Raw genomic sequence first — 24,517 nt, forward strand, 5'->3', positions numbered from 1 at the left:
AAGAACTACTCGTTTCTCGTTTGGTTTTCAATCCGGCATGATCGCGATATCGAAACACCATAAAACCGGATTTGATGTCCGGAGAACACGGATAGAGCCATGTCTGAGATCGTTCTCAAGTCCAACACCGCCCTGAAATCCCGCTCCGTCATCACGCTTTGGCTGCGCGCCGCAATCGACTGGCTGCGTCAGGCGCGGGTCGCCGCCCGGCTTCCCCATGAATCCGTCGAGGATCTCTCCGACAGCCAGTTGCGCGACATCGGCGCCGAGCGCCGGAACGTCAGCCGGGCGATGGACCGAGAGCTTCGCATGATCGGGCTGTTGGGTTCGGGTTGGCAGGATCCGAGGAAAAGGCAGTAGGGAATAGGCAATAGGGAAAGAGACACCTACTGCCTACTGCCTACTCCCCTACCTCACCACTTTCACCACCGTCCGGTCCGACAGCAGCGGCAGCAGCCTTGCCATGGTGCGCGCCGTGACCGCCACGCAGCCTTGCGTCGGCGTGAAGCCTGCGCGGGCAAGGTGGAAGAAGATCGCGCTGCCGCGCCCGCGCCGGCGCGGCGCGATGTTCCAGTCGAGCACCAGGCACACATCGTAGAGCCGGTCGGCGCGCCGCATCCGTTCATGGCTGGCGCCGTATGGGATCTTCACCGGCCGGTTGTAGTTGCGGTCCTCTGGCACCTCACACCAGCCGAGATCCGGACCGATCGGCGCCATGGGAAGCCTGGTCCGGCGCCCGCCGGGAAATTGGTCGTTCCGAAAATAACCTGAAAGAATCCGCATTGCGGCAAGCGGCGTCGCGCCGTCGCCCTCGCGCTTGCTGGCGGAGATGCCGCTGCGACCGAGCGCGCAAGGAAACACCGTCTTGCCGGCTTGCAGGAACCCCTGCGCAGGGTTGCCTGGTCTCGCACGCACAATCAGAACCTGCAGGCTTTTCGGCAAAAATGCGCCTGCCTCATTGCGCGCGCGTTTTTTCTTGTATGATTGTGGCACGGAACAAATCACTGTGATCGGCTGTTGCGCCGGTGAGCTTCCGCATAAATGGGGGGAGGTCAACTGAATATTCTTTTTAAAACAACGGATTGATCCATGACATCACGCACCATTCTGATCGTTGACGACGACGACGACCTGCGAGCCACGCTCGTCGAGCAACTGGCCCTCTATGAGGAATTCGACGTTCAGCAGGAATCCACCGCGGCAAAAGGCGTCGCCGCGGCGCGCAGTGGCTTGGTCGATCTGCTGATCATGGATGTCGGCTTGCCCGACATGGACGGCCGCGAGGCGGTGAAGATCCTGCGCAAGGGCGGCTACAAGGCGCCGATCATCATGCTGACCGGCCACGACACCGATTCCGACACGATCCTGGGCCTCGAAGCCGGCGCCAACGACTACGTCACCAAGCCCTTCCGCTTCGCCGTGCTCTTGGCGCGCATCCGCGCGCAGCTGCGCCAGCATGAGCAGAGCGAGGATGCCACCTTCTCGGTCGGCCCCTACACGTTCAAGCCGAGCCAGAAGCTCTTGATCGATCCGCGCGGCGCCAAGGTGCGGCTGACCGAAAAGGAAGCCTCGATCATCAAATATCTCTATCGCGCCGACCAGAAGGTGGTAACGCGCGACGTGCTCTTGGAAGAGGTATGGGGCTACAATTCCGGCGTCACCACCCATACGCTGGAGACGCATGTCTACCGGCTGCGCCAGAAGATCGAGCGCGATCCTTCCAATGCCGAAATTCTTGTGACAGAAAGCGGCGGCTACAAGCTGGTTCCTTAAACATTTCATGATCTGATGAGCGGTCGGGCGGGACCGCTTCGGGTACGGTCCTGGTGCTGGAGGGTGATGGATCGGCTCGCTGGACGCATCGCACGATGCGTGATTGGAAGGTTGGCGTGTGCGCTCCCGAGGGGATGCGGCGCTCCAAAGGAGGGACTGGACTGACCGCTCGGGGACACAGCTAGAGCATGGCGCTGGATGACGACATCCGCATCCTGTCCGCCGTGGAGCTTTTTCAGGGCTTCACGCAAGAACAATTGCGCCTGCTCGCCTTCGGCGCAGAGACCACTTTTTTGCAGGCCGACCACAAGCTTTACCGCGAGGACGATGTGGCTGACTCAGCCTATATCGTGGTCAGCGGCTTGATCGCGCTGTATCGCGAGCAGGGCGGCGAGCGCGTCCCGATCGGCACGGCGGGCCCGGGCACCATGCTCAGCGAACTGGCGCTGATCGCCGACACCAACAGGCTGACCAGCGCCTCGGCCGCGGTCGATTCGGAAGTGATCCGGCTCAGCCGCAAGATGTTCCGCCGCATCCTGGAGGAGTATCCGGAGCTCGCGCTGCAGCTGCACGAGCGCATCCTGGAAGAATTCCAGCAGATGATCGCCCGCATCGAGAAGCTGGCGCCGCGGTTCACGGAGTAGAGCTCGACGCGATGACCAAGGGCGAATTCGTCGTTCCCTGGGCGGAAGCGAGGCGGTGCGGACCCTAGGACGACGAATGCGAGAAGTCGGTCGCCGACAGACTCAGCCGTAGATCTGCTTGTGGACCTGGTAGAGCATCTCGGAGCGGTCGGCGCGCAGATCGGCGAGATCGCGGCTCGACAGGTTCTTGATTTCGGCGACGAGACGGTTGTACTGGCGGCGCTTGGCGATGTTGGTGCGAGCGCGGGAGACGAGGTTGTCGAAGATCATGACGAGGTTTCCTTCTCTGCCGCATTCACGCGGCCGGTTGTTCCTCCCTGATCGATTGTGAGCATGACATAGGAATGGTGCATTGCAAAAACGAGATGTTGCAATGCACCATTGCAGCCAGCGCATAGCCGGTTAACCGGCGGTTACCCCGCATGTCGGCCCGCAGCCGCCTCGACGACACACAAGATGCGGTGAAGCGTTATCGTCGATCTTGCCAGATTGCTCGCCGGCTGGCTTGATCGCGCGACACGTGAGTGCCGGGAGGAAAAGCATGGCGGCCGCCGACTACTATGAAATTCTCGATCCGCGCTTTGCGCGCCTGTTCAACGACAATGCGCAGGTGGAGAAGCTGTTCACCGGATGCCGATGGGCGGAAGGCCCGGCCTGGTTCGCGGCCGGCCGCTATCTCGTGTGGTCCGACATCCCCAACAACCGCATGCTTCGCTATGACGAGACCGACGGCAGCGTCAGCGTCTTCCGCCAGCCCTCCGGCAATTCCAACGGCAACACGGTCGACCGGCAGGGGCGGCTGGTGACCTGCGAGCATTCGGGCCGCCGCGTCAGCCGCACCGAGCATGACGGCTCCATCGCCACCATAGCCGACAAATGGCGCGGCAAGCGGCTGAACTCGCCCAACGACGTGGTGGTGAAGTCCGACGGCTCGATCTGGTTCACCGACCCGAGCTACGGCATCGACAGCGACTATGAGGGCGACAAGGCCGAGAGCGAGATCGGCGCCTGCCACGTCTACCGCGTCGATCCGGGCACGGGCGAGGTCGAGGCCGTCATTACCGACATGGTCAGGCCGAACGGGCTCGCCTTCTCGCCCGACGAAAGCCTGCTCTATGTCGCCGACACCGGCCGCACGCACGGCGCTGAGAACCCGGCGCATATACGTGTGTTCGATGTCGGCGAGGGCGGCAAGAACGTCTCTGGCGGCAAGGTGTTCGCCGACTGCACGGCCGGCCTGTTCGACGGCTTCCGGCTCGACGAGGCCGGACGCATCTGGACAAGTGCCGCCGACGGCATCCATTGCTACGACCCTGACGGCACGCTGATCGGCAAGGTCAAGGTGCCGGAGGTGGTTGCCAATTGCGTGTTCGGCGGCGCCAAGCGCAACTGCCTCTACATCGCCGGCACCACCTCGCTCTACATGGTGCGGCTGATGGTGAACGGGGCGAAGACTTTTTGAAGCTGTGATCGTCGCCCACGCCGCGTGCGGATCGCGCGAGGTCAGGCGAACCTCAAGATGCGAGATGCTGGCGGGACAGCACCCCCCTCTGCCCTGCCGGGCATCTCCCCCGCAAGGGGGGAGATCGGATGTCGCCTCGACCTTCGCCAATCTTCGATGCAGAAAGGAGAACGCCGGCGGCGGAGCTGCCAATCTCCCCCCTTGCGGGGGAGATGGCCGGCAGGCCAGAGGGGGTGCGAAGGAACTCGGCGGCGGGTGATGGCAACCGCTCAGCCGGCGTGGATGAAGTCAGCGAAGGCCTGGACCGCGTGTCGCATCGCTAACACGTTTGCCGCCTCCGCCAGGATCGCCTCCGTCTCCACCGGCTTCTTGCCGAGCAACGCGATCTCAAGCGGAGCCTCTTCGTAAAGTGCGAACGACATGGTGCGCATGATCTCGGCAAGTGCTGCGCGGGCATAGAGCGAGCGCGACGAGGCATGCACAAGCATCGCCGGCTTGCCGACCGCCGCATCGCGCGACACCTGCCAGTCGAGCGCGTTCTTCAGGCCGCCCGGCACGCCATGCGCATATTCCGGACAGGAGACGATGACGCCGTCGGCGCGGGTGACGGCGTCGATCAGGCCGGCGGCTTCGTGCGGCGTGCGCTCGCCCTCGTCGTCCGGATTGAAGATCGGCAACCGGCCATGCCCGTCGTAAATGGTGACGTGGCAATCCGCAGGCGCGTTGGCGGCGAGCGCGGCGATCAGGGCCGAATTGGTCGAGGCGGCGCGCAGGCTGCCGGAGATGGCGAGGATGTTCAGCACGGTGAGGAGGGCCGGTTCGGACGAATCGTGTCCAGCCGAGCCTACCACATGGCTTGTCTGTAATCCTCGTCCAGCTCGCGGTCGATCTCGCCGGCGCTTTCCGCCAGCGCCAGCTGATCGCGGATGATCTGACCTAGCGTCGGCAGGCTCGCGCGGTCGTACCAGGTCTCGGGCTTCCACAGCTCGGAGCGCATGAAGGCCTTGGCGCAATGCATGTATGTGGCCTTGACCGTTACCACGATGACGCTTTGCGGCTCCTTGCCGTCGACGGCCAGGCGCTCGCGCAGGCCGGCGTCCACGGTGATGCGGGCGTCGCCGTTGACGCGCAGCGTCTCGTTCATGCCGGGAATGAGGAAGAGCAGCCCGACCGAAGGATTGCGGATGATGTTTTCCAGCGTGTCCAGCCGGTTGTTGCCTGGACGGTCGGGAATGGCGATGGTGCTGTTGTCGAGGATGGCGGTGAAGCCGGGCTTGTCGCCATTACAGCGCCGCGCGTCCTTTGGACGCGCAAAGGACGCTGTAACACTTTTGAGTTGGCGCATGATCCTTTCCGAAAATCGATTTCGATTTTCGGGGTCATGCGCTAGGCGTCACATCGGCATTGCCGGCGCCGTCGGAGGAGTCAATCAGCACGAAGGGGTCTTGCCGATGAAGGAGCGGCAGTGGCCGTCGAGCGCCCCGAGCTCCTTGCGGATCGAGCCGTCGGTCGGGCGGGGTGTCTTGTAGATTGTCCTCAGCTCGTCGCGCGTGGTGAGGAATTCCATCCGGCCCCCTTCGCGGTTCACCGTTTCACGGAAACGCCGAGCCGCTCTGTTGCTTTGACGCAATTCCGGACGGAAGACCGCTACACACTTTTCCTGGAATTGCTCTCGTTGTTCTCTTCCTTGGCTTTTTCTTCGAGCGAATGGCGCATGATCAGCGGCATCTGGCTGAAGGTGAAGAGCAAGGTAATGGGAATCGTGCCCCAGACCTTGAAATACAGCCAGGTTGCCTCGGAGAAATTGCGCCAGACGATCTCGTTGAGCACGGCCAGGAACAGGAAGAACAGCCCCCACCGGAAGGTCAGCTTGCGCCAGCCTTCCGCGTCGAGCTGGAAGGCCGAATCGAAGACATAGCCAAGCAGCGACCTGCCGAAGGCCAGCCCGCCGAGCAGCGCGACGCCGAACAGGGAGTTGATGATCGTCGGCTTCATGAAGGCAAAGGTCTTGTCCTGCAGGTACAGGGCGAGCGCGCCGAACACGAACACGACGATCGCCGAGACCAGCGGCATGAGCGGCAGGGCACGGGTCAGCGCCCAGGACGCGCTGAGCGACAAGGCCGTCGCGACCATAAAAAATGCGGTGGCGATCAGGATCGGTTCGCCAAGATGGGCGAGGATGGGGAACTTCCCTGCCAGCCATTCACCGCGGATCGTGGTGAAGAAGAACACCAGGCCGGGTCCGAGCTCCAGCAGGAACTTCAAGCCGGGATTGAGCGGCTTGCGGCGCGGGTCGGACGGGTCGCGTTCGAGGATGTTCATAAAAGTCCTTCTTGCGCATGATCTGGCCGAAAAGCAGGCGGTTTCGGGCAGATCACGCCTTGTTCAGGCGACGCCGGCGATCGCCCGGGCGAATTCGCTGGCGGAAAACGGTTCGAGGTCGTCGACCTGCTCGCCGACGCCGATGAAATAGACCGGCAATCTGTGCTTGGCGGCGATCGCCACCAGAATACCGCCGCGCGCCGTGCCGTCCAGCTTGGTCATCACCAGGCCGTTGACGCCGGCGACGTTGCGGAAGATCTCAACCTGGCTCAGCGCATTCTGCCCGGTGGTGGCGTCGACCGTCTGCAGCACCGTGTGTGGCGCTTCCGGATCGAGCTTGCCTAGAACGCGCACGATCTTTTCCAGCTCCGCCATCAGCTCGGTCTTGTTCTGCAGGCGGCCGGCCGTGTCGATGATCAAAACGTCGGAGCCGGCCTCCTTCGCCTTCCCGAAGGCGTCGTAGGCGAGGCCGGCGGCATCGGCGCCGAGCTTGGTGGCGACTACCGGCGATTTCGTGCGTTCGCCCCAGATCTTCAGCTGCTCGATCGCGGCGGCGCGGAAGGTGTCGCCGGCGGCGAGCATCACCGAAAGCCCGCCGTCGGTCAGCTTGGCCGCCAGCTTGCCGATGGTCGTGGTCTTGCCGGTGCCGTTGACGCCGACGACCAGGATGACATGCGGCTTGTAGCTGAGGTCGAGCTCAAGCGGTTTGGCGACCGGCGTCAGCACCTTTTCCACTTCTGCCGCCATGACCGAGCGGACTTCCGAATCGGAAACATCTTTGCCGTAGCGGCTGGAAGCAAGTGAATCGGTGACGCGCAGCGCCGTCTCGACGCCGAGATCGGCGCGGATCAGCACGTCTTCCAGGTCCTGCAGCGTGTCCTCGTCCAGCTTACGCTTGGTGAAGACGCCGGCGATGTTGCCGGTGAGCTCGCGCGAGGAACGGGCAAGCCCGTCCCGCATGCGCTGGAACCAGGAGCGCCTCGGCGCCGGCTCCGGCGCCTTTTGCGGCTCGGCCTTCTGCTCAACTTTTTTGGTGACCGTCACCTTGCCGACGGAGGGCTTCGGCTCCGGAGCGGGTTGCGGGACCGGCTGCAGCTCGGGCGCGACCTCGGCAGGGATCGGCTGGGTCTCTACCGGCGAAGGCTGGCGAATGGGTGGCGAGATCTCCGCCGACGAAGCAGGCTCCGCTGGCGCCAAATCCTGCGCAGGTTGGCGCTGCCCCTCTCCCTTACCCTCTCGCCGTGAAGGACGGGGAGAGGGGGGCTCAGGCATCGGAGCTTCTTCCTTCTCCCCGTCTAGAGACGGGGAGAAGGTGCCGGCAGGCGGATGAGGGGCGGCGCTGACCTCGGAGGTAGGTTGCGCCGGAGACGGTGTCGATGGCGGGATTTCGGGAGGCACCGGCGCCTCAGCCGGAATCTCGCTCGGCGGGATCGGCACTTCGACAGGCGCCGGTTCCGGCTGCCTCTCCGGCCGCGACGGCACGATATCCGGCTCGCTCGGCGCGGGTGGCGGCACTTCCTGCGGCTTCGGTTCGGGCGCGGGGCTCGGTGTGGGCTCGGGCTCTGCCGGCGGCACCGGCACTTCTTCCGGCGCCGGCGGTTCGGGTGTTCCCGGAGCCGGTTGCGGTTCTTCTTCCGGCTTGGGCCCGGGCAGCGGTTCCGGCTCGGAGGGAACGACGGGCTCCGGCGCCGGCGGGATGGCCGGGGCAGGCTCGGGCTTCGGTTCTTCGGGCGCCGGTTGAGTCTCCGGCTCGGCCCCTGCAGGCGGAGGAACCGGCGTGGCTTCTGCCGCAGGTGGCGCCTCCTCGCGCTTCGGCGGCTCTTCGGCTTCCGGCTTCAGCGCCTCCAGGGCGTCCCATTTGATCGGCGGCAGGGGCGCGGTCTCGTCGACACGCTCCTCGACGACCTCTTTCCTGCCGAACGAAAATATCTTCTTGAAGAAACCAGCCATGCTTCTCGCAGTCTCAGGCGGCTTGGGCGGCAAGGGGTGCAGCGATCAGACGGGCGCCGTCATGGCCGGTGACAACCGCCTCGACAATCTCGCCCGGCTGTCCAAAGGCGATCGCGGCGAGCGTAAAACCTTCGGTGCGGCCGAGCCCGTCGCGCTCGACCAGGATCGACTGGCGCGTACCGGCAAGGGCCGCGAGATGGCGGCGATAGGCGGTCTCGCCGGCGGCGCGCAGCCTTGCGGCGCGCTGCTTGACCAGCTCGCGGCGGACCTGAGGCATGCGCGCGGCGGGCGTGCCCTCGCGTGGGCTGAAGGGAAAGACGTGGAGATGCGTCAGGCCGCATTCCTCGACAATTTTCTCCGAATTCTCGAACATCGCCTCGGTCTCCGTCGGGAAGCCGGCGATGATGTCGGCACCGAAGACGATGCCGGGCCGAAGCTTGCGCACATCCTCGCAGAAGCGGATCGACTGGTCGCGCAAATGCCGGCGCTTCATGCGCTTCAGGATCATGTCGTCGCCCGACTGCAGCGATAGATGCAGATGCGGCATCAGCCTCGGCTCGGTGGCGATCGCGTCGAGCAGGTCGTCGTCGGCTTCGATCGAATCGATCGACGACAGCCTGAGCCGCTTCACGCCAGGCACCTGGCGCAGGATCGTCTTCACCAGCTTGCCGAGCTTCGGGCTGCCGGGCAGGTCGGCGCCAAAGCTGGTCATGTCGACACCGCTCAGCACGATCTCGGCATAGCCGTTGCCGGCGAGCCGCTTGATCTGCTCGACCACGGCGCCCATCGGCACGGAGCGCGAATTACCGCGGCCGTAAGGGATGATGCAGAAGGTGCAGCGGTGGTCGCAACCGTTCTGCACCTGCACGAAGGCGCGCGCCCGCCCCTCGATGGCATCAACCATATGAGAGGCCGTTTCGCGCACCGAGAAGATGTCGTTGACGCGCGCCTTCTCGGTGTCGTTGACGCCGAAATCGGGCAGCGCGCGGTAGGAGTTCGCCCTGAGCTTCTCCTCATTGCCGAGCACGAGGTCGACCTCGTCCATGGCGGCAAAGTTCTGCGGCCCGGTCTGGGCGGCGCAGCCGGTGACGATGATGCGCGCCGCAGGGTTCTCGCGGCGGGCCTTGCGGATCGCCTGCTTGGCCTGGCGCACCGCTTCGGCGGTGACGGCGCAGGTGTTGAAGATGACGGCGCCGCCTTCCAGCGTGCCGAGGCCGCCGCTTTCGGCCTCGCGCCGCATCACCTCGGATTCATAGGTGTTGAGGCGGCAGCCGAACGTGACGACGTCGACACCTTTGGCGAGAGCGGACATCACGCGGCGCTTTCGGTGTCGCGGGCCCAGGCGCCGGTCGAGGGGTCGAAGCTGCCGGAAAATTCCCATTCGGCGGCGCCGGTCAGGATGACGTGATCGTCGTCGCGCCACTCGACATGCAGCTCGCCGCCGCCTGGCGTGATCAGCGTCACGCTGCGGCCGGTACGCTTGGTGCGCGCCGCAGCAACCACAGAGGCGCAAGCGGCCGAGCCGCAGGCCTTTGTGAGACCCGCGCCGCGCTCCCAGGTGCGGATGACCATGGTTTGCGGCGAGGTCACCTGGGCTATGGTGATGTTGGCCCGCTCGGGGAAGATCGGATGGTTTTCGAGCAGCGGGCCGAAGCGGTCGAGGTCGTAGGACCAGACGTCGCGGTCGACCCAGAAGATGGCGTGCGGGTTGCCCATCGAGACGACCGAAGGCGAATGCAGCACCGGCGCGTCGATCGGGCCGATCTGCAATTCGATCATGCGGGTGTCGCGGAACTCCTCGGCGAGCGGGATCTCCTGCCAGCCGAAACGCGGCTTGCCCATGTCGACCGAGATCGAGCCGTCGGCATGCTCCTCGGCATTGAGGATGCCGGCGCGGGTCTCGAAGGTGAAGGTCTTCAGGCCGGTCTCGGCGGCTAAAGCCTGCACCACGCAGCGCATGCCGTTGCCGCAGGCCTGCGCGCCGGTGCCGTCGGAATTCAGGATGTCGACATAGTAGGCGGTGCCGGCGGTCCTTGCATCGTGGATCGCCATGATCTGGTCGAACTTCGTCGCGGCATCGGCATTGAGCGCGATCGCGGCGGCCGCGGTCACGTGATCGGCACGGCCGCGCATGTCGGCAACGATGATCTCGTTGCCGATGCCGTTCATCTTGGCGAAGGGGGCAGTGCCTGCCATCTTTCCCGTCATTTCCATGTCCGTTTGGCGCTATATGGCGGAAACGGGCGGCAATTACCAGTCCGGCGCGGGTTTACGTGACCGCGAAGACGCCGAGCAGGATCAGCAGGAAAAGGATAAGCACGATGCCGATAAGGATGCGTGCGGCCAGCGCTGCGGCTCCGGCAAGCGCCGGCATGCCGAGCAGGCTCGCTGCCGCGGCGACAATCAGAAGAATGATGATCCACCTGATCATGGAACCGGCTCCCTGCCGAGTTGCGTCAAGGAAGCAACGCGCCTTGGGCCGCGCGGGTTCCGCTGTCCGGCGGGCTAGGCTTCCGGCAGATCCCACACTTCGCCCGGCGCATCGCGCGGAAACGCTGCCGCGAAATGCCTTCGGCGGCCAATGCCGCAGCCAGTCTTTGCTCCGGCTCTTCTATCGGCTCGTCGGTGAGCTGGAAGGTGCCCCAGTGGCAGCCGGCGGCATGAGCTGCGTTGCATAGCCTCATGCCTTGCACGGCTTCCTCCGGGTTCTGGTGCTGCGGCGCCATGAACCAGCGCGGCTCGTAGGCGCCGATCGGCAGGATGGCCAGGCGGAAGCCGCCATGCTTGTCGGCCATCAGCCGGTAATTGGCGCCGCCATGGAAGCCTGTGTCGCCGGCGAAGTAGACCTTGCCGCCCGCCGTCTCGATCACGAAGCCTGCCCACAGCGCCATGCGGCGGTCGCGCCCGCCGCGCGCCGACCAATGATGCACCGGCTCGATGTGGATGACGGCGCGGTCGTCGACCGCGGCACGGTCGCCCCAGTCATGGGCCGCCAGCCGCATCCCGGGCACGGCATTGCCGATGATGGTGTCGTTGCCGAGCGGCGTGACCACCAACGGGCTGTGGCTTTGCTTCAGCCGCCTCAGCGTCACAAGGTCGAGATGGTCGTAGTGGTTGTGACTGACCAGCACGAGGTCGATCGGGGGCAGGTCGGAAAAAGCGATGCCCGGCGCATTGATCCGTTTCGGACCGGCGAAGGCGAAAGGCGAGGCGCGCTCCGACCAGACCGGATCGGTCAGGATGTTCAGCCCGGCGGTCTGGATGAGCAGCGAGGCGTGGCCGACCATGGTGAGCCGCAACGCAGCGCCTTTGATCCTCTCGTCTGGTTTTGCTTGCGGAAAAGGGCTCGGAAAGGCCGCCGGCCATTTCGAGCGTCCGCCACTCAATTGCCATCTGAGGAGATCGGCGAAGCGGCCGGGCAGCTTGCCCCCGGGATTGAAGAACAAGGCGCCGTCGAAATGGTCGCTGGCCGGGCCCCTGTAGTAGCGGTTGGCTGCTCTCTTTCCCGCGGCCATCGTTTCTCCCACGCTCCAAGCTTTTCCCTGAAATAAGGACGTGCCTGCCTGGCGCAAGAATTTTGCTGGCGAATGCCAAGGGCGCGAAGCCGGCTTCGTCTAGAGTGCGATGGCAATTCCTTGAACCGTCATCACACTCCAGGGTTTTGTTTTTGAAGCATGATCTTCTCCGAAAAGTCTGCAACTTTTCGGGATCATGCCGATGGTCGGCGATGTGGAGGGATAGCGCCCCGTGGTGAAGAAGCGGACCAAGACACCATGGATGAAGGCCGAGGATTTCGGCCGCTCGCTGCCGCGCGGGCTGGGCGTCAACCTTTTGGTCACCGACATGGCGGCGATGGAGGCCTTCTGCCGCGATGTGCTCGGCGCGCAGATCATCTATGCCGACGAGGATTTCGCGGCGATCGAGCTGCTGGGCTCGATCTTCATGCTGCATGCCGATCATTCCTATCTCGATAATCCGATGACCGGCGTGACTGCCGGCGCCGAAACGCGCGGCGCCGGCATCGAATTGCGCCTCTACGGCGCCGATCCCGACGCGGTGGAGAAAAGGGCCGCAGCGCTCGGCCACATCGTCCTGGCCGGCTCGATCGACAAGCCGCATGGCCTGCGCGAATGCTATGTCGTCGGCCCGGACAGCTATGTCTTCGTGCCCAGCGCACGGCTGCAAGCCTGAAATTTCAAGAGCTTACGACCCTGCCTCCCGGCCTGGGCCGGGCGACGGACACCTCGCGATAAATTTGCAACACCGGCGCCAAAAACCCTATTTTAACCATATCGGGTTGAAATTCTGCCACCATCGCCCTTTTGATGGCGGGGACATTTGCGCGGACGGCTCCCCCCGGCCGGGTCCGACGGAGGTTTGAATGAATTTTTCGAAGACAGGCCCCTTTTCGAAGACCGGCCTTGTGGCCGTATCGCTGGCCGTGCTCGTCGCGAGCGGCTGCTCGACCTCGCGCTTCTCGTCGATGGACGACCAGCAGCCGGCGCCGCTCACGCCGGCGCCTTCCGGCACGGTGACGCAGAACCAGCTGCCGCCGCCGGCGGCGCCCGGCACCACCGATCCGTCGCAATTCCCGACCGCGCCGAAGAACGCTCAGGTCGCCTCGCTGCCGCCGGACGGCTCGGCGCCAGCGGGCGCCGCGGATCTCACCGCGGCCAGCGTCGCCGGTGTCTGGAACGTCAATGTCGGCGGCCAGGGCTGCAAGGTGGCGACGCCGCAGACCAAGTTCGGCGCCGGCTATCGCGCCGGGCCGCTGCACTGCCCTGCCCCGATCGACGGCATCAAGTCGTGGAACGTCGCCGGCAAGCAGCTGACGCTTTACGACGAAAACGGCGGCGCGCTGGCCAGGCTCTATTCGTCCGGCGGCGAAAAGTTCGACGGCCAGACTTCCAACGGCCAGGCGATCTCGCTTACAAGGTAAAGCGGACCCTTCCTTATTGTTGTACGCAATTCCGGACGCAAAGCCGCTTTTCCCGGAATTGCACGAGAACGACGTGACCTATGCATCTGCGTGACGGCCTCCAGACCCATGTGACCGTCAGGCAGCGCTACGATCATCTGGTCGAGACCGGCGCGGTCGGACGCGATCCGGCGCAGGAGCGTGTCGTCGCCGCGCTCGACCGGCTGACCGACGAGATCTCCGCAAAAAGGCTGGCGCAGAAATCGAGCGCGCTGGGCTGGCTGTTCGCGCGCAAAAGGCAAACCCTGGAGCCGGTCAAGGGGCTCTACGTCCATGGCGCCGTCGGGCGCGGCAAGACCATGCTGATGGACATGTTCTTCGAGCTCTTGCCGGTCAGGCGCAAGCGCCGCGTCCACTTCAACGATTTCATGGCCGACGTGCAGGACCGTATCCAGAAGCACCGGGCGGCGCGCAAGAACGGCGACGTCAAGGAAGACGACCCGATCCCGCCGGTAGCGCGGATGCTGGCCGACGAGGCCTGGGTGCTGTGCTTCGATGAGTTTTCCGTCACCGACATCGCCGACGCGATGATATTGTCGCGCCTGTTCTCGGCGCTGTTTTCCAATGGCGTCGTGCTGGTCGCCACCTCGAACGTCGCGCCGGAGAAGCTCTATCGGGATGGTCTCAACCGGCAGCTCTTCCTGCCCTTCATCGGCCTGCTCGAACGCAATGCCGAAGTGCTGACGCTGGATGCAGAAAAGGACTACCGGCAGGAAAAGCTCAACCGCCTGCCGGTCTATGTCACGCCGGCCGACGAGGCGGCCGACCGCGCGCTCGACGAAGCCTGGAAGGCGATAACGCAAGAAATGCCAACGGCGGAGGTGACCATCACGCTCAAAGGGCGCCATATCGTCGTGCCGCGCGCCGCCGGCGATGCCGCGCGCTTTTCCTTTGCCGAGCTTTGCGAAAGGCCGCACGGGGCGCGCGATTACCTGGCGATCGCCAACCGCTTCTCGACCATCTTCATCGACCATGTGCCGGTGCTCGGCGAAGGCAAGCGCAACGAGGCCAAGCGCTTCATCCTTCTCATCGACACGCTTTACGATCACCGCATGCGGCTGGTGATGAGCGCGGCCGCCCAGCCCTTCGAGCTCTACACCGCCAAACGCGGCAACGAGGTGTTCGAGTTCGAGCGCACCGCCTCGCGGCTAATCGAGATGCAGAGCCGCGACTGGCTGGACGGCTGGGCCGAACGGCGGCAGGTCGGGGCGGCGGAAGCGCGGCAGGCGCGGGCGTAGCAACAGGCAGCTATCGCAGTCAAAATCGTAAGCAGCGATACTTCGCGCCCCCTCTGGATAGCGCGCCGCCTAAATCACAAGGGCGTCATCGCCGGGATGGAGCCTTCTGATTTCGACGTTCATTGTGTAAATTCTCCTCAGTCGGCTCACGAACTTTGACGTTTACGTAATTCCCAAACCATCTAACCGATTGAAAACACTAGGCTCAAAATAATCGTTTGAATTTCTTCTGCGCCGGAGCTATTGGGTGCGGCGAAATCTCGCGGGTTCTCGCAGCACTCCAGCCTCCTCGACGCCGTCATCAAGCCTGCAAGGGATTTTGAGGCACGGTCACACACAAAGGGAAACCATCCTGACATGGCACGCAACAAGATAGCGCTCATCGGCTCGGGCATGATCGGCGGCACGCTCGCCCATATGATCGGCCTCAAGGATCTCGGCGACGTGGTGCTGTTCGATATCGCCGAGGGCATCCCGCAAGGCAAAGGTCTCGACATCGCCCAGTCGTCGCCTGTCGACGGGTTCGACGCCAGGCTGACCGGCGTCAACGACTATGCCGGCATCGAGGGCGCGGATGTTTGCATCGTCACCGCCGGCGTGCCGCGCAAGCCGGGCATGAGCCGCGACGACCTGCTCGGCATCAACCTCAAGGTCATGGAGCAGGTCGGCGCCGGCCTGAAGAAATACGCGCCGAAGGCCTTCGTCGTCTGCATCACCAACCCGCTCGACGCCATGGTCTGGGCGCTGCAGAAGTTCTCCGGCCTGCCGACCAGCCATGTCGTCGGCATGGCCGGCGTGCTGGACAGCGCCCGCTTCCGCTATTTCCTGGCGGAAGAGTTCAAGGTCTCGGTCGAGGATGTCACCGCCTTCGTGCTCGGCGGCCACGGCGATAGCATGGTGCCGATGATCCGCTATTCGACGGTGTCCGGCATTCCGCTGCCCGACCTCGTCAAGATGGGCTGGACCTCGAAGGAGAAGCTCGACCAGATCGTGCAGCGCACCCGCGACGGCGGCGCCGAGATCGTCGGCCTCTTGAAGACAGGCTCGGCCTATTACGCGCCGGCGGCCTCGGCGATCGCCATGGCCGAATCCTACCTCAAGGACAAGAAGCGCGTGCTGCCCTGCGCGGCGCATCTGTCGGGCCAGTACGGCGTCAAGAACACCTATGTCGGCGTGCCGGTGGTGATCGGCGCCGGCGGCGTCGAGCGCGTCATCGAGATCGACCTCTCCAAGGCCGAGCAGAAGATGTTCGACAATTCGGTGGCGGCCGTGCAGGGCCTCACCGAAGCCTGCGTCAAGATCGCCCCGCAACTCGCCGGCAAGTAATCGCCGCTCCCCGGAGACCAAGCGCATGAACATCCATGAGTATCAGGCCAAGGCACTGCTGAAGACCTTCGGCGCTCCGGTCGCCGAAGGCGCGCCGGTGTTCAACGCCAGCGAGGCTGAAGCCGCCGCCAAGGCGCTGCCCGGCCCGCTCTATGTGGTGAAGAGCCAGATCCATGCCGGCGGCCGCGGCAAGGGCAAGTTCAAGGAACTCGCCCCGGACGCCAAGGGCGGCGTGCGCCTGGCGAAGTCGCCGGCCGAGGTCGCCGCCAACGCCAAGGAAATGCTCGGCCATACGCTGGTCACCAAGCAGACGGGTCCGGCCGGCAAGCAGGTCAACCGCCTCTATATCGAGGATGGCGCCGACATCGAGCGCGAGCTCTATCTGTCGATCCTGGTCGATCGTTCGGTCGGGCGCATCGCCTTCGTCGTCTCGACCGAGGGCGGCATGGACATTGAGGCGGTCGCGCACGACACGCCGGAAAAGATCCTCACCGTCGCCATCGACCCGGACAAGGGCGTGACGGCGGACGACGTGACGAAGATCAACGCCGCGCTGAAGCTTGACGGCGATGCCGCCAAGGACGGCGCCACGCTGTTCCCGGCGCTCTACAAGGCCTTCGTCGAGAAGGACATGAGCCTGCTCGAGGTCAACCCGCTGATCGTCATGAGGGACGGGCACCTGCGCGTGCTCGACGCGAAAGTGTCGTTCGACAACAACGCGCTGTTCCGCCACCCGGATGTGATGGAGCTGCGCGACACCACCGAAGAGGACGAGAAGGAGATCGAGGCGTCGAAATACGACCTCGCCTATGTCGCGCTCGACGGCAATATCGGCTGCATGGTCAACGGCGCAGGGCTGGCCATGGCGACGATGGACATCATCAAGCTCTATGGCGCCGAGCCGGCCAACTTCCTCGATGTCGGCGGCGGCGCGTCCAAGGAGAAGGTGACGGCGGCGTTCAAGATCATCACCAAGGACCCGGCCGTCGAAGGCATCCTGATCAACATCTTCGGCGGCATCATGAAATGCGATGTCATCGCCGAGGGCGTGATCGCGGCGGTCAAGGAAGTCGGGCTGAAAGTGCCGCTGGTGGTGCGGCTCGAAGGCACCAATGCCGAGCTCGGCAAGAAGATCATCAACGACAGCGGCTTGAACGTCGTCTCGGCCGACGACCTCGACGACGCGGCCAAGAAGATCGTCAAGGCGGTGAAGGGCTAGAGCGGATGCCTCCGCGCAAGATCAACCTGGTCGAGGCGGCGGATGCGAAGATCGCCAAGGTCTTCGATCCGCATATCGCCGGCGATGTCAACGACGCGCAAGCGAAGGTCGCCAAGTTCGGCGAGGTCTTCGACTGGCATGCGCATGACAATGAGGACGAAGCCTTCCTGGTGCTGCGCGGCCGCATTGCCATCGATTTCCGCGATGGGCCGGTCGAGCTCGGCGAGGGCGATTTCATCGTCGTGCCGCGCGGCGTCGAGCACCGGCCGCGCTCGCTGACCCCGGAACCGGTGGTGCTGATGTTCGAGCCGGCGACGACGCTCAACACCGGCAATGCCAAGAGCGACCTCACCGTCACCGATCTCAAGCGGCTCTGACCAATGAACGCGGCGCCCTCCTTCACGCTCTCGGCCGAACATCAGCGCCTGCAGGCGCTGGTGGGCGCCTGGCGTGGCGAGGAAGACGTCGCGGCCACGCAATGGACCGATGCCGGCACGGCTGAGGCCGAGGTGCTTGCCGAAGCCGAATTCGGCGGGCTGTTCGTGGTGCAGCGCTACCGCCAGAAGCGCGAGGGCACGGTGTCGTTCGCCGCGCGCAGCGTCTTCGGCTTCGACCAGGCGAACGGTGTGTGGACCATGCATCAGTTCGACTCGATGGGTTTCGTGCCAGCCGCGCCGGCCACCGGCGTTTGGCATGGTGACGAACTGGTCCTCGAGCGGTCGTCGCCGCGCGGCTCGGCTCGCGTGACTTATAGTCTAGACGGCGCTGACGCCTACCGCATGAAACTTCAGTTCAAGCCCACTGGCGGCGATGCCTGGCAAGACATGGTGAGCGGCCTCTACCGGCGCGTTTTTCCTTTGGAGAAAGGCTGAACCGATGGAGATCGCAGGCAAGACGGTTGAAGGGTTACACATAATCGCACATATTACTCCTGTGTGTTTATGTGGAGACGGACGATGAAGAACGTCACTCTGGCCATGGACGAAGCTCTGCTCGAACGGGCGCGCGGCCTCGCCGGGCGTCGCAAGACGACGCTCAACGCCCTTATCCGCTCGCTGCTTGAACATGAGGTCGAGCAGGAAGACAGGATTGCCTGGGCCAAGGCGGGGATGAAGCGGCTCATGGACGAGGCGGCGAAACGCAGCGACAGCGCCGACACTCCCTACAAGTGGGATCGAAGGGACGCCTATGCCGACCGGGAAGATCGATTGCTTTCTCGACACGAACGTCCTGATCTACGCGGCTTCGGAGAAAAATCGTGATCCGCGCCGGGCAGCAATCGCAGAAGACCTTATCTCGGGGACCGTGTTTGGCTTGTCGGGGCAAACTTTGGCCGAATTCGTCGCCGTGGCGCGAGGGAAATCCCTTGTCGGCGATGATTTGCTCGACCAATGGCTGGTCTTCCTCGGAACCTGCCCGTTGGCGCCCGTCGACGAAACCTATGTCCGCGCGGGATTGGACGTCGCGCGGCGCTACGGAATTCACTATTACGACGCCGCGCTTCTCGCGGCGGCATCGTATCTCGGCGCGCCGATTTTCTACACCGAAGATCTCAACCACAACCAGGTTTATGGCTCGGTCCGAGCCGTCAATCCCTTCTTGTAATCGCTGAATTCAGAGGCATTCCCACCCATGTCCATTCTCGTCGACAAGAACACCAAGGTGCTGGTCCAAGGCCTGACCGGCAAGACCGGCACCTTCCACACCGAACAGGCGCTGGCCTATCACGGCACCAAGATGGTTGGCGGCATCCATCCGAAGAAGGGCGGCGAGACCTGGACCGGCGCCAAGGGTGAGACCTTGCCGATCTTCGCCACCGTCGCCGAGGGCAAGGAAAAGACCGGCGCCAACGCCTCCGTCGTCTATGTGCCGCCGGCGGGTGCGGCCGAAGCCATCCTCGAGGCGATCGAGGCCGAGATCCCGCTGATTGTCTGCATCACCGAAGGCATCCCGGTGATGGACATGGTCAAGGTCAAGGCGCGGCTCGATCGCTCCAAGTCGCGGCTGATCGGCCCGAACTGCCCGGGCGTGCTGACGCCTGACGAATGCAAGATCGGCATCATGCCCGGCAACATTTTCCGCAAGGGTTCGGTCGGCGTTGTTTCCCGCTCGGGAACGCTTACCTATGAGGCGGTCTTCCAGACCAGCAATGTCGGCCTCGGCCAGACCACCGCTGTCGGCATCGGCGGCGACCCGGTCAAGGGCACGGAGTTCATCGACGTGCTCGAGATGTTCCTCGCCGACGACGCGACCAAGTCGATCATCATGATCGGCGAGATCGGCGGCTCGGCCGAGGAAGACGCCGCGCAGTTCCTCAAGGACGAGGCCAAGCGCGGCCGCAAGAAGCCGATGGCAGGTTTCATCGCCGGGCGCACCGCGCCGGCCGGCCGCACCATGGGTCATGCCGGCGCGGTGATCTCCGGCGGCAAGGGCGGCGCGGAAGACAAGATCGCGGCGATGGAATCGGCCGGCATCAAGGTTTCGCCATCGCCGGCTCGGCTGGGCACGACGCTGGTCGAGGCGATCAAGGGTTAAGGCAGTAAGGGAGTAGGGCAGTAGGGGAGTAAGGGAATAGGAAGAACGGGACCTGCGGCGACGATTGCCACTTTCCCTACTGCCCTACTCCCCTATTCCCTTACTCCCCTCCGAACAGGAGACGGAGCCAGGCTCCGCAGACGAAAATGGCAAGACAAGATCAGGCCAACGACCAATTCTCGCTCACCTCGTTCCTCTATGGCGGCAATGCCGATTACATCGACGCGCTCTATGCCGCCTATGAGGACGATCCGGCCTCCGTCGATCCAGAATGGCGGAATTTCTTCGCGACGCTGAAGGACGACGCCGGCGATGTCCGCAAGAACGCCAAAGGCGCCTCCTGGGCAAAGCCTTCCTGGCCGCTGCAGGCCGATGGCGAGCTGGTCTCGGCACTCGACGGCAATTGGGGCCTTGTCGAAAAGCACATCGAAAAGAAGGTGAAGGAGAAGGCGGTCGTCAACGGCGCTGTCCTTTCCGATTTCGACGTGCATCAGGCGACGCGCGATTCCGTGCGCGCCATCATGATGATCCGAGCCTACCGCATGCGTGGTCACCTGCACGCCAAACTCGATCCGCTGGGCATCGCCAATCCGCTCGAGGACTATAACGAGCTGTCGCCGGAGAATTACGGCTTCAGCGAGGCCGATTACGACCGGCCGATCTTTCTCGACAATGTGCTCGGGCTCGAATTCGGCACCATCCGGCAGATGCTGGACATCCTCGCCCGCACCTATTGCTCGACGCTCGGCGTCGAGTTCATGCACATCTCCGACCCCGAGGAGAAGGCCTGGATCCAGGCGCGCATCGAAGGCGCCGACAAGGAGATCACCTTCACCGCCACCGGCAAGAAGGCGATCCTGGCCAAGCTGATCGAGGCCGAGGGCTTCGAGCAATATATCGACGTCAAGTACAAGGGCACCAAGCGCTTCGGCCTCGACGGCGGCGAGTCGCTCATCCCGGCGCTGGAGCAGATCATCAAGCGCGGCGGCCAGCTCGGCCTGAAGGAGGTCGTGCTCGGTATGGCGCATCGCGGCCGCCTCAACGTGCTCTCCCAGGTGATGGCCAAGCCGCACCGCGCCATCTTCCACGAATTCAAGGGCGGCTCGGCCGCGCCGGACGATGTCGAGGGCTCGGGCGACGTGAAGTACCATCTCGGTGCCTCGTCGGACCGCGAGTTCGACGGCAACAAGGTGCATCTGTCGCTGACCGCCAACCCCTCGCATCTGGAAATCGTCGACCCTGTCGTGATGGGCAAGGCGCGCGCCAAGCAGGACCAGCTCGCCGGCCGCGAGCGCGGCGAGATCGTGCCGTTGGCGGAGCGCGCCAAGGTGATGCCGCTGCTGCTGCATGGCGACGCCGCCTTTGCCGGCCAGGGCGTGATCGCCGAAATGTTCGGGCTCTCCGGCCTGCGCGGCCATCGCGTCGCCGGCACGCTGCATTTCATCATCAACAACCAGATCGGTTTCACCACCAACCCGCGCTTCTCGCGCTCTTCGCCCTATCCGTCGGATGTGGCCAAGATGATCGAGGCGCCGATCTTCCACGTCAACGGCGACGACCCGGAAGCCGTGGTGCATGCCGCCAAGGTGGCAACCGAATTCCGCATGAAGTTCCACAAGCCGGTGGTGGTGGACATGTTCTGCTACCGCCGCTTCGGCCACAATGAGGGCGACGAGCCGTCCTTCACCCAGCCGATCATGTACCGCAGCATCCGCAGTCACAAGACGACGGTGCAGATCTATGCCGACCGGCTGATCGCCGAAGGCCACGTCACCCAGGCCGAGGTCGACAAGATGCGGGCCGATTGGCGCGCGCATCTCGAGGCCGAATTCGAAGTCGGCCAGTCCTACAAGCCGAACAAGGCCGACTGGCTGGACGGCGCGTGGTCGGGCCTGCGCACGGCCGACAACCAGGACGAACAGCGGCGCGGCAAGACCGCCGTACCAGTGCGCACGCTGAAGGAAATCGGCAAGAAGCTAACCGAGGTGCCGAAGGATTTCGAGGCGCACAAGACGATCCTGCGCTTCCTCGAGAACCGTCGCCAGGCGATCGAGTCCGGCGAGGGCATCGACTGGTCGACGGCCGAGGCGCTGGCCTTCGGCGCGATCCTGCTCGACGGCAATCCGATCCGGCTCTCGGGTCAGGATTCGGAGCGCGGCACCTTCTCGCAGCGCCATTCCGTGCTCTACGACCAGCGCGACGAGACCCGCTACATTCCGCTCAACAACCTGTCGGCGGCGCAAGCCGGCTACGAGGTCATCAACTCGATGCTGTCGGAGGAGGCGGTGCTCGGCTTCGAATACGGCTACAGCCTGGCCGAACCGAAGGCGCTGACTCTCTGGGAAGCGCAGTTCGGCGATTTCGCCAACGGCGCCCAGGTGGTGTTCGACCAGTTCATCTCCAGCGGCGAGCGCAAGTGGCTGAGAATGTCGGGCCTGGTCTGCCTGCTGCCGCATGGCTATGAGGGCCAGGGACCGGAGCACTCGTCGGCGCGCCTTGAACGCTTCCTGCAGCTCTGCGCCGAGGACAACATGCAGGTGGCGAACGTCACCACGCCGGCAAACTATTTCCACATCCTGCGCCGGCAGTTGAAGCGCGACTTCCGCAAGCCGCTGATCCTGATGACGCCGAAATCGCTGCTGCGCCACAAGCGGGCGGTGTCGGCGGTGTCGGAAATGGCGGGCGAAAGCTCGTTCCACCGGCTGTTGTGGGACGACGCGCAGCTCTTGGCCGACCAGCCGATCAAGCTGGTGAAGGACTCCAAGATCCGCCGCGTCGTGCTCTGCTCGGGCAAGGTCTATTACGACCTTTACGAGGAGCGCGAGAAGCGCGGCATCAACGACATCTATCTGCTGCGCGTCGAGCAGCTCTACCCGTTCCCGGCCAAGGCGCTGATCACCGAGCTGTCGCGCTTCCGCAACGCGGAGATGGTGTGGTGCCAGGAGGAGCCCAAGAACATGGGCGCCTGGTCGTTCATCGACCCCTATCTCGAATGGGTGCTGGCGCATATCGACGCCAAGCATCAGCGGGTGCGCTACACCGGCCGGCCGGCTTCGGCCTCGCCGGCGACCGGGTTGATGTCGAAGCATCTCAGCCAGCTCGCCGCCTTGCTCGACGACGCGCTCGGCGAGTAGGCAGACCGGACGAAACAGACCTCAAGAAGAGACAAACGGACAGGCACAATGGCTACCGAAATCCGCGTCCCCACACTCGGCGAATCCGTCACCGAGGCGACCGTCGGCAAGTGGTTCAAGAAGGTCGGCGACGCGATCGCCGCCGACGAGCCGCTGGTCGAGCTCGAAACCGACAAGGTGACGGTGGAAGTGCCTGCCGCCAGCGCCGGAACGCTCTCCGAGATCACGGTCAAGGAAGGCGAAACGGTCAATGTCGGCGCGCTGCTCGGCTCCATTGCCGCCGGCGGCCAGGCGGCCGCGCCCGCGACCAAGCCGCAAGCGGTAGCGCAGGCTTCGAGCCCGGACGCTGCGTCCACGGTCAAGCAGGCATCGGCCGAGACCGCCAAGATCGCCGGCGACAACGGTCCGATCGAGCCGCGCACCATGCCGCCGGCGCCGGCCGCGGCCAAGCTGATGGCGGAGCACAATCTCTCGGTCGAACAGCTCTCCGGGTCGGGCAAGCGCGGCCAGGTGCTGAAGGGCGACGTGCTCGACGCCATCGCCAAGGGCGCGCCCTCGCAGCCGGCCGAGACGCTGAAGGCGGCACCCGCTCCTGCGCCCGTGGCGGCCCGCGCCCCGTCCGCGCCGGACGATGCTTCGCGCGAGGAGCGCGTGCGCATGACGAAGCTGCGCCAGACGATCGCGCGCCGCCTCAAGGAGGCGCAGTCGACCGCCGCCATGCTCACCACGTTCAACGAGGTGGACATGAGCGCGGTGATGGCGCTGAGGGCCAAATACAAGGACGTGTTCGAGAAGAAGCATGGCGTGAAGCTCGGCTTCATGGGCTTCTTCACCAAGGCGGTAACGCATGCGCTAAAAGAGATCCCGGCGGTCAATGCCGAGATCGACGGCACCGACATCATCTACAAGAATTTCGCGCATGTCGGCGTCGCCGTCGGCACGGACAAGGGACTGGTGGTTCCGGTGGTGCGCAACGCCGACCAGATGTCCATCGCCGAGATCGAGAAGGAGATCGGCCGGCTCGGCCTCGCCGCGCGCGACGGCAAGCTCTCCGTCGCCGACATGCAAGGCGGCACCTTCACCATCTCCAATGGCGGCGTCTATGGCTCGCTGATGTCGACGCCGATCCTCAATGCACCGCAGTCCGGCATCCTCGGCATGCACAAGATCCAGGAGCGGCCGATGGTGGTCGGTGGCCAGATCGTCATCCGTCCGATGATGTATCTGGCGCTCAGCTACGACCACCGCATCGTCGACGGCAAGGAAGCCGTGACCTTCCTGGTGCGTGTCAAGGAAAGCCTGGAGGACCCCGAGCGGCTGGTGCTGGATCTGTGAGTGATCCGGAATGGCCGAGCCTGTCGAGCCATTTGATCTGTTCGAACTTCTGACGACAGGTCGGGCGGGGCCGATCGAACTTGGCGTAAGCAGCCGTGAAGCAATTCGATGCCTGATAGATCCAGAAGATCTGCGGGCCGACGATCACTATCGCCGCGAGGATACCACGTCGGCTTGGTGTATCTACGGCACGAATTGCGAGTTCTTTTTCAGCCCTGACTTTCGGTTGAGGTCTATTAGCGTCAACCCCATTGTCGGAATACTACAGGCAAGTGGAATGATGGCGACTTGGCACGGCCATCTGGACGTCGATCTGGGCCGACATCCGGTAATTTTTGCCGGTAGCAAACCGATAGCCATACACACTCTGCCCAAGGCATTGCAGTTCCTAAACAAAAGCGAATTCAAGTGGGCAATTGGCGGCGGCAATGAGCGCTACATTTATATCGAGCTGACGGAAGGATTTCGCCGCCTGACGCTTAAGTACGAAGTGAGCACCATTCCCATCGATGGCGATAAAAACATTGTCTTCGAGATAGACTACTTCTTGTCTTCGGTATTCATCCTCGATGAGAGCGTTCAGGGTGGATAGATAACAGTG

The 24,517-nt window shown here is 64.1% G+C and carries 26 protein-coding genes and 2 pseudogenes; 17 read left to right on the plus strand and 11 right to left on the minus strand.

The window, feature by feature from the left end:
* The first annotated feature begins 99 nt into the window (after positions 1–99).
* A complete protein-coding gene (locus tag RFN28_RS06920; protein ID WP_320286629.1) occupies positions 100–360 on the plus strand; it encodes a hypothetical protein in 261 nt (86 codons plus the stop codon).
* 48 nt (positions 361–408) lie between these two features.
* Here RFN28_RS06920 and RFN28_RS06925 read toward each other — a convergent pair whose 3' ends face one another.
* Positions 409–915 (minus strand): L,D-transpeptidase family protein, encoded by a 507-nt coding sequence (locus RFN28_RS06925; protein WP_320286630.1) that lies wholly within the window; start codon positions 913–915, stop codon positions 409–411.
* Between the two features lie 174 nt (positions 916–1,089).
* Here RFN28_RS06925 and RFN28_RS06930 point away from each other — a divergent pair, with 174 nt between their 5' ends.
* Entirely contained in the window at positions 1,090–1,773 is a 684-nt protein-coding gene (locus RFN28_RS06930) for a response regulator transcription factor (protein WP_140539166.1), read from the plus strand.
* A gap of 188 nt (positions 1,774–1,961) precedes the next feature.
* On the plus strand, positions 1,962–2,417 hold the full coding sequence (locus tag RFN28_RS06935; protein WP_320286631.1) for a cyclic nucleotide-binding domain-containing protein: 456 nt from the start codon (positions 1,962–1,964) through the stop codon (positions 2,415–2,417).
* Positions 2,418–2,519: 102 nt separating this feature from the next.
* Here RFN28_RS06935 and RFN28_RS06940 read toward each other — a convergent pair whose 3' ends face one another.
* Positions 2,520–2,687, minus strand: coding sequence for a hypothetical protein (locus RFN28_RS06940; protein WP_320286632.1), 168 nt, complete (start codon positions 2,685–2,687; stop codon positions 2,520–2,522).
* A gap of 271 nt (positions 2,688–2,958) precedes the next feature.
* Between RFN28_RS06940 and RFN28_RS06945 the strand changes: the two genes are divergently transcribed.
* Positions 2,959–3,879 carry an SMP-30/gluconolactonase/LRE family protein gene (locus RFN28_RS06945; RefSeq protein ID WP_320286633.1) on the plus strand — a complete coding sequence of 307 codons (921 nt, stop codon included), beginning with the start codon at positions 2,959–2,961 and terminating at the stop codon, positions 3,877–3,879.
* Between the two features lie 269 nt (positions 3,880–4,148).
* Here the strand turns inward: RFN28_RS06945 and RFN28_RS06950 are convergent, their stop codons facing one another.
* From RFN28_RS06950 to RFN28_RS06990, 9 genes and pseudogenes are all read right to left on the minus strand, one after another.
* Positions 4,149–4,682, minus strand: a complete 534-nt coding sequence (locus RFN28_RS06950) for an NADPH-dependent FMN reductase (protein WP_320286798.1) — start codon at positions 4,680–4,682, stop codon at positions 4,149–4,151.
* Between the two features lie 41 nt (positions 4,683–4,723).
* Entirely contained in the window at positions 4,724–5,224 is a 501-nt protein-coding gene (locus RFN28_RS06955; RefSeq protein ID WP_320286634.1) for an MSMEG_1061 family FMN-dependent PPOX-type flavoprotein, read from the minus strand.
* Positions 5,225–5,267: 43 nt separating this feature from the next.
* Positions 5,268–5,446 (minus strand): annotated as a pseudogene (locus RFN28_RS06960) (pyridoxamine 5'-phosphate oxidase family protein); the annotation flags it as partial.
* 80 nt (positions 5,447–5,526) lie between these two features.
* Positions 5,527–6,201, minus strand: coding sequence for a septation protein A (locus RFN28_RS06965; RefSeq protein ID WP_320286635.1), 675 nt, complete (start codon positions 6,199–6,201; stop codon positions 5,527–5,529).
* 63 nt (positions 6,202–6,264) lie between these two features.
* Positions 6,265–8,151 carry a signal recognition particle-docking protein FtsY gene (gene ftsY, locus RFN28_RS06970; RefSeq protein WP_320286636.1) on the minus strand — a complete coding sequence of 629 codons (1,887 nt, stop codon included), beginning with the start codon at positions 8,149–8,151 and terminating at the stop codon, positions 6,265–6,267.
* Positions 8,152–8,164: 13 nt separating this feature from the next.
* A complete protein-coding gene (mtaB, locus tag RFN28_RS06975) occupies positions 8,165–9,463 on the minus strand; it encodes a tRNA (N(6)-L-threonylcarbamoyladenosine(37)-C(2))-methylthiotransferase MtaB (RefSeq protein ID WP_320286637.1) in 1,299 nt (432 codons plus the stop codon).
* Positions 9,463–10,347 (minus strand): diaminopimelate epimerase, encoded by an 885-nt coding sequence (gene dapF, locus RFN28_RS06980; RefSeq protein WP_320286799.1) that lies wholly within the window; start codon positions 10,345–10,347, stop codon positions 9,463–9,465. The genes mtaB and dapF overlap by 1 nt, the downstream gene beginning before the upstream one ends.
* Positions 10,348–10,420: 73 nt before the next feature.
* The gene (locus RFN28_RS06985; protein WP_320286638.1) at positions 10,421–10,582 is read right to left on the minus strand and encodes a DUF1328 domain-containing protein; all 162 of its coding nucleotides are present in this window, start codon (positions 10,580–10,582) and stop codon (positions 10,421–10,423) included.
* Positions 10,583–10,656: 74 nt separating this feature from the next.
* Positions 10,657–11,666 (minus strand): annotated as a pseudogene (locus RFN28_RS06990) (MBL fold metallo-hydrolase).
* A 232-nt stretch (positions 11,667–11,898) separates the two neighbouring features.
* Here RFN28_RS06990 and RFN28_RS06995 point away from each other — a divergent pair.
* The 13 genes from RFN28_RS06995 (at position 11,899) to RFN28_RS07055 (ending at position 24,508) form a co-directional block, all read left to right on the plus strand.
* Complete coding sequence (locus tag RFN28_RS06995) at positions 11,899–12,342, plus strand: VOC family protein (protein ID WP_320286639.1); 444 nt, start codon at positions 11,899–11,901, stop codon at positions 12,340–12,342.
* 190 nt (positions 12,343–12,532) lie between these two features.
* Positions 12,533–13,090, plus strand: coding sequence for a protease inhibitor Inh/omp19 family protein (locus tag RFN28_RS07000; RefSeq protein WP_320286640.1), 558 nt, complete (start codon positions 12,533–12,535; stop codon positions 13,088–13,090).
* Positions 13,091–13,170: 80 nt separating this feature from the next.
* Positions 13,171–14,367, plus strand: a complete 1,197-nt coding sequence (gene zapE, locus RFN28_RS07005) for a cell division protein ZapE (protein ID WP_320286641.1) — start codon at positions 13,171–13,173, stop codon at positions 14,365–14,367.
* A gap of 357 nt (positions 14,368–14,724) precedes the next feature.
* Complete coding sequence (gene mdh, locus RFN28_RS07010; protein WP_040974597.1) at positions 14,725–15,693, plus strand: malate dehydrogenase; 969 nt, start codon at positions 14,725–14,727, stop codon at positions 15,691–15,693.
* 25 nt (positions 15,694–15,718) lie between these two features.
* Positions 15,719–16,912 (plus strand): ADP-forming succinate--CoA ligase subunit beta, encoded by a 1,194-nt coding sequence (gene sucC, locus RFN28_RS07015; RefSeq protein WP_320286642.1) that lies wholly within the window; start codon positions 15,719–15,721, stop codon positions 16,910–16,912.
* 5 nt (positions 16,913–16,917) lie between these two features.
* Positions 16,918–17,289, plus strand: coding sequence for a cupin domain-containing protein (locus RFN28_RS07020; protein WP_320286643.1), 372 nt, complete (start codon positions 16,918–16,920; stop codon positions 17,287–17,289).
* Between the two features lie 3 nt (positions 17,290–17,292).
* Positions 17,293–17,784 (plus strand): DUF1579 family protein, encoded by a 492-nt coding sequence (locus tag RFN28_RS07025; RefSeq protein WP_320286644.1) that lies wholly within the window; start codon positions 17,293–17,295, stop codon positions 17,782–17,784.
* Between the two features lie 84 nt (positions 17,785–17,868).
* Positions 17,869–18,174 carry a hypothetical protein gene (locus RFN28_RS07030; protein ID WP_320286645.1) on the plus strand — a complete coding sequence of 102 codons (306 nt, stop codon included), beginning with the start codon at positions 17,869–17,871 and terminating at the stop codon, positions 18,172–18,174.
* A complete protein-coding gene (locus tag RFN28_RS07035; protein WP_320286646.1) occupies positions 18,101–18,517 on the plus strand; it encodes a PIN domain-containing protein in 417 nt (138 codons plus the stop codon). The genes RFN28_RS07030 and RFN28_RS07035 overlap by 74 nt, the downstream gene beginning before the upstream one ends.
* 27 nt (positions 18,518–18,544) lie before the next feature.
* On the plus strand, positions 18,545–19,447 hold the full coding sequence (gene sucD / locus RFN28_RS07040; protein ID WP_320286647.1) for a succinate--CoA ligase subunit alpha: 903 nt from the start codon (positions 18,545–18,547) through the stop codon (positions 19,445–19,447).
* Between the two features lie 146 nt (positions 19,448–19,593).
* A complete protein-coding gene (locus RFN28_RS07045) occupies positions 19,594–22,581 on the plus strand; it encodes a 2-oxoglutarate dehydrogenase E1 component (protein WP_320286648.1) in 2,988 nt (995 codons plus the stop codon).
* Positions 22,582–22,629: 48 nt separating this feature from the next.
* Positions 22,630–23,916: a 2-oxoglutarate dehydrogenase complex dihydrolipoyllysine-residue succinyltransferase gene (gene odhB / locus RFN28_RS07050; protein ID WP_320286649.1), complete on the plus strand. Its 1,287-nt coding sequence runs from the start codon at positions 22,630–22,632 to the stop codon at positions 23,914–23,916.
* A gap of 10 nt (positions 23,917–23,926) precedes the next feature.
* On the plus strand, positions 23,927–24,508 hold the full coding sequence (locus tag RFN28_RS07055; protein ID WP_320286650.1) for a hypothetical protein: 582 nt from the start codon (positions 23,927–23,929) through the stop codon (positions 24,506–24,508).
* Positions 24,509–24,517: the final 9 nt, after the last annotated feature.

The sequence above is a fragment of the Mesorhizobium album genome (genome assembly GCF_033977205.1).
In the GTDB taxonomy this organism is placed as follows: Bacteria; Pseudomonadota; Alphaproteobacteria; order Rhizobiales; family Rhizobiaceae; genus Mesorhizobium; species Mesorhizobium album.

Excerpts from the sequence above, each read along its gene's own strand:
- RFN28_RS06920 (WP_320286629.1), top strand. The coding sequence starts at position 100 with ATGTCTGAGATCGTTCTCAAGTCCAACACCGCCCTGAAATCCCGCTCC.
- RFN28_RS06930 (WP_140539166.1), top strand. The coding sequence starts at position 1,090 with ATGACATCACGCACCATTCTGATCGTTGACGACGACGACGACCTGCGA.
- RFN28_RS06935 (WP_320286631.1), top strand. The coding sequence starts at position 1,962 with ATGGCGCTGGATGACGACATCCGCATCCTGTCCGCCGTGGAGCTTTTT.
- RFN28_RS06940 (WP_320286632.1), bottom strand. The coding sequence starts at position 2,687 with ATGATCTTCGACAACCTCGTCTCCCGCGCTCGCACCAACATCGCCAAG.
- RFN28_RS06945 (WP_320286633.1), top strand. The coding sequence starts at position 2,959 with ATGGCGGCCGCCGACTACTATGAAATTCTCGATCCGCGCTTTGCGCGC.
- RFN28_RS06955 (WP_320286634.1), bottom strand. The coding sequence starts at position 5,224 with ATGCGCCAACTCAAAAGTGTTACAGCGTCCTTTGCGCGTCCAAAGGAC.
- RFN28_RS06965 (WP_320286635.1), bottom strand. The coding sequence starts at position 6,201 with ATGAACATCCTCGAACGCGACCCGTCCGACCCGCGCCGCAAGCCGCTC.
- ftsY (WP_320286636.1), bottom strand. The coding sequence starts at position 8,151 with ATGGCTGGTTTCTTCAAGAAGATATTTTCGTTCGGCAGGAAAGAGGTC.
- mtaB (WP_320286637.1), bottom strand. The coding sequence starts at position 9,463 with ATGTCCGCTCTCGCCAAAGGTGTCGACGTCGTCACGTTCGGCTGCCGC.
- dapF (WP_320286799.1), bottom strand. The coding sequence starts at position 10,347 with ATGGCAGGCACTGCCCCCTTCGCCAAGATGAACGGCATCGGCAACGAG.
- RFN28_RS06985 (WP_320286638.1), bottom strand. The coding sequence starts at position 10,582 with ATGATCAGGTGGATCATCATTCTTCTGATTGTCGCCGCGGCAGCGAGC.
- RFN28_RS07000 (WP_320286640.1), top strand. The coding sequence starts at position 12,533 with ATGAATTTTTCGAAGACAGGCCCCTTTTCGAAGACCGGCCTTGTGGCC.
- zapE (WP_320286641.1), top strand. The coding sequence starts at position 13,171 with ATGCATCTGCGTGACGGCCTCCAGACCCATGTGACCGTCAGGCAGCGC.
- mdh (WP_040974597.1), top strand. The coding sequence starts at position 14,725 with ATGGCACGCAACAAGATAGCGCTCATCGGCTCGGGCATGATCGGCGGC.
- sucC (WP_320286642.1), top strand. The coding sequence starts at position 15,719 with ATGAACATCCATGAGTATCAGGCCAAGGCACTGCTGAAGACCTTCGGC.
- RFN28_RS07020 (WP_320286643.1), top strand. The coding sequence starts at position 16,918 with ATGCCTCCGCGCAAGATCAACCTGGTCGAGGCGGCGGATGCGAAGATC.
- RFN28_RS07025 (WP_320286644.1), top strand. The coding sequence starts at position 17,293 with ATGAACGCGGCGCCCTCCTTCACGCTCTCGGCCGAACATCAGCGCCTG.
- RFN28_RS07030 (WP_320286645.1), top strand. The coding sequence starts at position 17,869 with ATGAAGAACGTCACTCTGGCCATGGACGAAGCTCTGCTCGAACGGGCG.
- RFN28_RS07035 (WP_320286646.1), top strand. The coding sequence starts at position 18,101 with ATGCCGACCGGGAAGATCGATTGCTTTCTCGACACGAACGTCCTGATC.
- sucD (WP_320286647.1), top strand. The coding sequence starts at position 18,545 with ATGTCCATTCTCGTCGACAAGAACACCAAGGTGCTGGTCCAAGGCCTG.
- RFN28_RS07045 (WP_320286648.1), top strand. The coding sequence starts at position 19,594 with ATGGCAAGACAAGATCAGGCCAACGACCAATTCTCGCTCACCTCGTTC.
- odhB (WP_320286649.1), top strand. The coding sequence starts at position 22,630 with ATGGCTACCGAAATCCGCGTCCCCACACTCGGCGAATCCGTCACCGAG.
- RFN28_RS07055 (WP_320286650.1), top strand. The coding sequence starts at position 23,927 with ATGGCCGAGCCTGTCGAGCCATTTGATCTGTTCGAACTTCTGACGACA.